Below are 6,543 nucleotides of genomic sequence, written 5' to 3' on the forward strand. Positions count from 1 at the left end.
TTCGGGTGGTGGTCAGGTGGAACGGGGCTCTGGGCCGGCCGACGGTGACAGACTGGCCAGGGGACGTTGGTGGTGTTGAAGGGAGTGGCGGTGGCCGAGCGCACTCCGGTGGTGTTCCTGCTGGTGGGGCTCACCGGCTCGGGGAAGACCACCTATGCCCAGCGGAGGTTGGAACCGGAGGGCGCTGTGCGGCTGTCGGTGGACGAGGTCGTCCATGAACGGCACGGTCGGTACGGCGTCGACTACCCGGAGAACACCTACTTCGAGAAGGAGGCTCCGGTCGTCGCCGAGCTGCACGAGCGGCTCGCCGAGTTGGTCGCCGAGGGCCGGGACGTGGTGTGGGACCACGGGCTGTGGCCGCGTAAGGACCGCGATGCGATGAAGGAGCTGGTGGAGGCGGCCGGCGGCCGGTGGCGGCTGCTGTACTTCCCGGTGGAGCGCGAGGAGCTGCTGCGCAGGCTGGCGGAGCGCAATGAGCGGGAAGACGCCAACGCGCTGGTCGTGACTCCGGAGGCGCTGGACGACTTCTTTGCCCGCTTCGAGGAGCCTCAGGACGAGGGCGAGGAGATCGTGGAGCCGGGCTGGCTCTGAGCCGTGTGCGGGCGCCAGATGGCTGTGATCTTGGCGGCTTCGGTGGCCCAGCCGCTCGGCAGCCGATCAAGCGTGACGTGCCGGAAGACCAGACGCGGGTCGGCGACATCGATTCGGCCATTGTGGCGGTCGATGTGCTGCAACAGGCGGGACGCCTCGCTGCGGACGGCCGGGGTGTGCTCGGCCCACTCGCCGGACGTGAACCGGTCGACCCTTCGGCGCAGGTCGTCCAGGACGCCCGAGCGCCACTTGAAGTGGTGCACGCATGCGAGCGTGTCCGGGTCGGGCTTGTGGCCCGGTGCCCGGTGGTTGCCGGACGCAAGAACCACCGAGGAGTGGGCGAGGACGATCTTGCGGGGATCGCCCTTGAGCAGCCGGTGGGTGAGGTGCCCGCCGAGCGGGAAGGACCGGTCCAGTCCGATTTCCGGGCGCCACAGCGCCAAGCGGCCGTCGTTCGTGGCGCGGTCGAGCATCAGCCCACCGATCACCTTGTGCTTGGCGGCCTCGGCCCAGGCGATCATCTCGGTGAGCGGGGCGGGGTAGGTCTGGAACTCGTCGGAGTCGGCGATCAGGTGCCAGTCGGGGCCTGCCTGCTCGCGCAGGAAGTCGCGGAGCCGGGTGTTGGTGTGCTCGTGCCAGGGGCCGGTGCTGATCCGGGCAGGGACAATGCCGAGGTCGTGGCTGGCTGCGACGAGCTGGTGCCGCCAGGCGTCGTGGATGTGGTCGGGGAAGTGGAAAGCGAGGTGGAACCGCTCGACGCCGAGCCGGCGGTAGTGGGCGGTCCAGGCGGCCAGCAGGGCCGGTTCGACCGGGCCGACCACCGCGACCAGGGCGGGAGAGACGGGTGTTTTCATCGGCATTCCTTGATCAGGCGGGTGTAGGTGTCGGTGAGGAAGGCGGCCTGGTCGGCCGCCGAGTTCATGTCCAGAGCCCCGCACGCTGACGGACCCGGGCGGGCGGGAACGTCTGCCGCGAGCTGGTCCAGCGCCTTGGCGAGGGTGTCCGCATCACGGGAGGGAAAGAGCCTGGTCCACGGCTCCCCGGCGAGGCGGGCGGTCAGCTCGGGGTCGTGCGCGGAGACGATCAGCGGTACGCCGAGGCGGACGGCGTCCATGACCAGCCCGGATTCCTTGCCAACGCCGGACTTCCGGGCGACGAGAGCCGCGTCAGCTGCCGCGTACACGAGCCGCAGCACCTGATCACCGACCGGGCCGGGCACGGTGTGCAGGTGGACGTTGGGTAGTTGGTGCCAGCGGGTGAGGACGGCGTCGTCCAGTGGCGTGCCGCACACCAGGACGTGAAGCGGGGCGGTGAGGCGGGCGAGGGCGGCATCGATGGTGGGGATGTCCTTGTAGGGCCACCAGCCGCCGATCACACATACCGCCGTTGCGTCGGCGGGGATCGTGAAGGCGCTACGAGCCCCGTTGCGTTCGGCGTCGGTCAGCGGGCATCCGTCATCAACCGCGAATGCCCTCACCACGCCGGGAAGGTGAGGGAAGCGCGGTCCGACCTGTTCACGGACGGCGGCGGTCGGGTACAGCGCGATCACCTGCTTCTCGCCTTTGCGGGCGAGCCGGCCCAGCCACCGGACGGGACGATCTTCGGTGGTGACCGCCTCGTGGACGAACCGCAGGTGCGGGGCCCCGCCGAGCAGTGCGGTGGCACCGTGCAGGGCCTCGCTCGCGCTGAGGATCACCACGGACGAGGCTCGCGGGGCGAGACGGCGTGCGGTACGAAGACAGGCGGCCTCGGTCAGGCACCTGGCGAGAAGGGTGACCTGGTGCGGGGACCTGCGGATCGTCTGCGGCCAGCTCCGGGTGGCGAATACCCGCTGACCGGCTGCAGCGACGCGGGCTGCCGCCCGTGCGACGGCCATAAGGATCCTCGCTGCCGGCCCGGCCGGACCGGCAGCGACTCGGACGCCCGACCGAACCAGCGGGGCCAGGTCCTCGCTCAGGCCGCCGGGGGCGATGACGAGGCTGCCCGGCCGTTCGGGGGCGAGCGCCGCCAGCGTGCGCTGGTGATGTCCGCCGCCCCGGTGGGCGTACGGCTCGATCAGCACCAGCGGCCCGGGAGCGGTGCTCATCCGGTGACCGCCTGTTCGCCGTACAGCGTGGTGAAGTGCTGGTGCAGCCAGGGCGGGTCGTTGAGAGCCTCGAAGCGCTCAGTATCTCGGGCAGCGGCCTTGGCGAAGCCGATTCCGTCACGGGCGCCGGCCGCCGCATAGACGGCGAATTCGCCGTCGCGGCTGGCCGTCCAGGCAGCAACGCGTTCCTGGGCGGAGGCGTCAGTCATGCCGTACTCGCTGCCGCGCGCCAGCATCGCGCACTCTCGGAAGCCTGCCTTCCACGCGTGGAAGGGGCTCTGATTGAACCGCGTGACCCCGGCGGTCCGGCGGCAGAACTCGATGCGGCCGGGCAGTGCGGCCAGCACGTCGACGGCTTGGCCCATCTCCCTGAGCGCCGAGCGACGGATCAGCTTGAGGCCGCCGTAGCCGTAGGTCAGGCCGTTGACCGGGTTGACCGCCTGCCAGACCCGCATCGCCACACCGTCGGCCAGAGGCTGGACCGCTGCGGTGGGGAACTCGGGGTCGATGGCGAAGTCACCATCCGCGAGGAAGAACTGTTCGGTGTCTACCAGCTCAGCGGTGAGTCGGTAGGCGCGTCGCATCCCGCGCACTCCGTGCAGGCGCTTGACGGTGCCGCCCAGCACCCGGGTGAGGCGGGTGTGCAGAGAGCCGGCCAGTGGCTCGTCGTACGAGAGCTGCACTGCCTCGAATCCGGTCACTTGATCGCCTCCAGGTAACGGGCTGCCACCACGGCGGGCGTGAGGTCGGCGGTGGAGGCATGCGCGCGCTTGGCGTGCACCAGGTAGAACTCGGCATCCGTGGCGAGCCGCTCGGCGATCCGGACTGCCTGCTCGTCGGTTTCGAACAGCAGCTCGTTGTCGATGTGCTCGGCCAGCCAGCCGGTGCGTGGGCCGATCACCGGCAGGCCCATCGCCTGGCAGTCGATCACGGACATGGACCAGGGGCAGCCCGGGCGGAAGGGGGCGATGCCGAAGTGGGCGCCGGCCAGCAGGTCGCGGTAACGGATGCGGTCGCCGCGGTCGGAGGCGATGGTGACGCCGTCCGTGGTCGCCAACTCCTCCAGGTGCCGTTCGGGGCTGGGGTCGAGGCGGATGCGCTCAGGGCTGCGGGTGCCGAACAGGTCCATCACGGTGAGCCGCACCGGGGCGTCGGCGACGAGACGGCGGGCGAGCTGGGTGAAGCGGGCGATGCCGTAGTGCCTGTACAGGCGGTGGTTGTAGATGCCGGTGGCCCTGCCTGCGGGCGGGGTGATGTCGGCCGGGTCGCGCACCAGCCGTACGTCCCTGGGGGCGGGGACGATGTACAGCTTGTCGCCGAGTTCGACGCCGGTACAGGCGGCGGCTGCGGCGGTCCAGGAGGCTGCGGTGGAGGAGTGGACGAGGACGCGGTCGCAGGCCCCGAGGCCAGCGGCGAAGGCCAGCAGCACGCTGCGGCCCAGGCCCCGGTCGTTCATCGCGGGGTCCAGCTCCAGGACGCCGGTGTCGGTGAAGGAGAAGGGCAGGTAGTGGCAGTAGCCCGCGATCAGTGCGTCCACCCCTGCTTCCAGGAGCGCGGCCCGGATCGCGGGAGCGGCCTCGATCTGATTGGCCACCACGACCTCGGGTCGCCGGTCGCGGATCAGGGCGACCAAGGCGTCCATGCCGGGATCGAAGCGGGCCCGGTACTTGGTGGACGGCGAGGCGGTGAGCGCGAAGTGCACGCGGGCGTCGCCGACCGGGACGGGCGAGGCCACGGTCACCTCTGCCCCGGCGTCGGTCAGGGCCGGGGCGAGCATGTCGGCGAAGGTGTAGCCGGAATCAGCGGACAGCTGACTGGCGTTGGAGACGTTGAGCAGATACAGCACGCGCATCGCTGAGACCCTCCTCGTTGGGGCCCGGGGGTCGACCTGGGCCGGTAGAGGAAGCAAACTGGCGGACGGGGCCGTGACAGAATGGTGAATCGAGATCACTCACGGTTCATTCATCTCATCCGATGGCCGGGGCGGGGGCTTTGATGGATGCGCGGAACGATGCCTTGACGGTTGAGCAAACCGCCGAGGCGTTCGCGGCGGAGGTCGCCTACTGGCGTGAGGTGCGGGGCCTGGCCAAGCGGGAGTTGGCCAGAAGGATGGGTTTCGACCCGTCTTACGTAAGCCACGTCGAGTCGGGCCGGCACAAGCCGACGGGGGACTTCGCCCGCCGTGCGGAGGAGGCCCTGAACGCCGGCAAGGCCATCTGGAAGCGCTGGCTGGACTACGAGACGGCCAAGGCTCCCGTGGCACCGGCGACGGTCGTACCCGTCCCCCGCCGGACCGAGCAGCCATACGCGACCGGCTCGGCGATCGTCGTCGAGCACGACGCGGCCCGCCTCGACTACGACGGGCGCCTCTACAGGCTCACGATGCGCCGGCTGCTGCGGAACACCGGAAGCGAGCCGATCACCCGTTACCTGATCCGCATCAGCGTCGACCGCTACCCCGGCGAGCCTGAACAGTCCAACGCCCACTATCGCGAGCATCCGCTGACCTGGGACGAGCTCTCGCTGACCGCGACCTGTCGAGGGGAGGCGATGCGCTGGCAGGCCAAGCACGATCGTGACGCCTTCAAAGAGGTGTGGCTGCTGTTCGAGAACAAGCGGGGTCGCTTCCCTCTCTACCCGGGTGAATCGGTGTGGATCGAGTACGCCTACTCGGTGGGCGAGGAGAAGTGGGGCCGTTGGTTCCAGCGCGCCGTCCGCCTGCCTACCGAGCATCTGGTGGTTGAACTCGCCTTTCCTGCTGAACTCGACCCTGCTGTGTGGGGCACCGAGACCTCCATGACCGCCGAAGCGGCGCCGCTGCGAACGGCGCCGGTCCAGCGCGAGGAGGGAGGAGTGCGCGTCTTCGCTTGGAGCACTTCCGCACCCGCGCTCCACGCCCGATACCGTTTGGAGTGGCGGTTCCGGGCCAGTCCCGAACATGAAGCGGATAACGGGGAGTTCAGGTGATCCAGATGCGACCCAGTGACCAGATGCGGGACCTCGGCGTCGTGCAGCGCGGGGCCCCCGTTCTTGCTGAGCGGGCGCGCGTCTTCGACTTGCCGACTGAGCGCGAGGCGGCCGAGCAGGCCATCGAGCGGCTGTTCGCTTCGATGGAGCGGATCGGGCAAGTTCACCCCTTCGCCAAGGGCATGGGCATCGCGGCACCCCAGATCGGCATCGGCCGCGCCGCCGCCGTTGTCCAGCCCCACGCACCCGAAGCTCCGGCGATCGTCCTGCTGAATCCTCGAATCACCGACCGTTCCAGCGAGGAAGACGAGCAGTACGAGGGCTGCCTGTCGTTCTTCGACGTCCGCGGCATGGTCCCTCGGCCGCTGTGGATCACCGTGGAGACCACCACGCTGGAGGGCCGTCTGGTGACCACCACTTACGAACGAGGGCTCGCCCGGTTGGTCCACCACGAGATCGACCACCTCGACGGCCTGCTCTACACCGCACAGATGCGGACGGGCGTCGCTCCCATCCCTGTGGAGGAGTACCGCCAGACCGGCCAGGCGTGGGCCTACGAGCAGTAGCAGCCGAGGCAGGGCCAGACCTTTCCCTTCCAGCTGTCAGCGCTGCTGGCGGTGTTGATCGGTGAGGGGCGCAAATGCCCTGGTGGGCCTTGGCGCTTGGGGCTGGTGTGTGCTGTGCGTGGAAACGAGCGTCGAGCGGAGGCGTGCGGCTTCGGCTCGGCGGTTGAGTGCGGGGTTTCGGCTGGTGTGCTGGATGCGGGTGATCAGGACGCGGGCGGGCTGGCGAGCGGTACCTAGTTGTACTGACCCGTGAGGTTGGGGACACGGCTGGCGGGTGGTTGGCCCTTGAGCGCGGTGTGTCCGCGGTGGTGATTGTAGGTGTGGAGCCACTGT

At 69.6% G+C, this 6,543-nt stretch carries 7 protein-coding genes and 1 pseudogene; 3 read left to right on the top strand and 5 right to left on the bottom strand.

Translation table 11 applies throughout. The annotated features are described in order from the left end of the window. Positions 1-90 precede the first annotated feature (90 nt). Entirely contained in the window at positions 91-591 is a 501-nt protein-coding gene (locus ACZ4LX_RS33540) for a P-loop nucleotide/nucleoside kinase family protein (RefSeq protein WP_218087530.1), read from the top strand. Here ACZ4LX_RS33540 and ACZ4LX_RS33545 read toward each other — a convergent pair. Genes ACZ4LX_RS33545 through ACZ4LX_RS33560 form a run of 4 tightly spaced genes read right to left on the bottom strand, consistent with a single transcriptional unit; the run spans position 549 to position 4,529 of the window. Further along, entirely contained in the window at positions 549-1,445 is an 897-nt protein-coding gene (locus ACZ4LX_RS33545; protein ID WP_467650756.1) for a glycosyltransferase family 2 protein, read from the bottom strand. The two genes, ACZ4LX_RS33540 and ACZ4LX_RS33545, sit on opposite strands and share 43 nt — an antisense overlap. Next, positions 1,442-2,677, bottom strand: coding sequence for a hypothetical protein (locus ACZ4LX_RS33550; protein ID WP_467650755.1), 1,236 nt, complete (start codon positions 2,675-2,677; stop codon positions 1,442-1,444). The genes ACZ4LX_RS33545 and ACZ4LX_RS33550 overlap by 4 nt, the downstream gene beginning before the upstream one ends. After that, positions 2,674-3,378, bottom strand: coding sequence for a hypothetical protein (locus ACZ4LX_RS33555; protein ID WP_467650754.1), 705 nt, complete (start codon positions 3,376-3,378; stop codon positions 2,674-2,676). The genes ACZ4LX_RS33550 and ACZ4LX_RS33555 overlap by 4 nt, the downstream gene beginning before the upstream one ends. Continuing rightward, complete coding sequence (locus ACZ4LX_RS33560; protein ID WP_467650753.1) at positions 3,375-4,529, bottom strand: glycosyltransferase family protein; 1,155 nt, start codon at positions 4,527-4,529, stop codon at positions 3,375-3,377. Before ACZ4LX_RS33560 ends, ACZ4LX_RS33555 begins: the two co-directional genes overlap by 4 nt. Positions 4,530-4,693: 164 nt before the next feature. Between ACZ4LX_RS33560 and ACZ4LX_RS33565 the strand changes: the two genes are divergently transcribed. Both ACZ4LX_RS33565 and ACZ4LX_RS33570 read left to right on the top strand, forming a co-directional pair. Next, positions 4,694-5,644, top strand: coding sequence for a helix-turn-helix domain-containing protein (locus ACZ4LX_RS33565; protein WP_467650752.1), 951 nt, complete (start codon positions 4,694-4,696; stop codon positions 5,642-5,644). A gap of 5 nt (positions 5,645-5,649) precedes the next feature. Further along, positions 5,650-6,210 (top strand): peptide deformylase, encoded by a 561-nt coding sequence (locus tag ACZ4LX_RS33570; protein WP_402578110.1) that lies wholly within the window; start codon positions 5,650-5,652, stop codon positions 6,208-6,210. A 36-nt stretch (positions 6,211-6,246) separates the two neighbouring features. Here ACZ4LX_RS33570 and ACZ4LX_RS33575 read toward each other — a convergent pair. Next, positions 6,247-6,447, bottom strand: a pseudogene (locus ACZ4LX_RS33575) (mobilization protein); the annotation flags it as partial. Positions 6,448-6,543: the final 96 nt, after the last annotated feature.

The organism is Streptomyces sp. NPDC026062 (assembly GCF_055568375.1).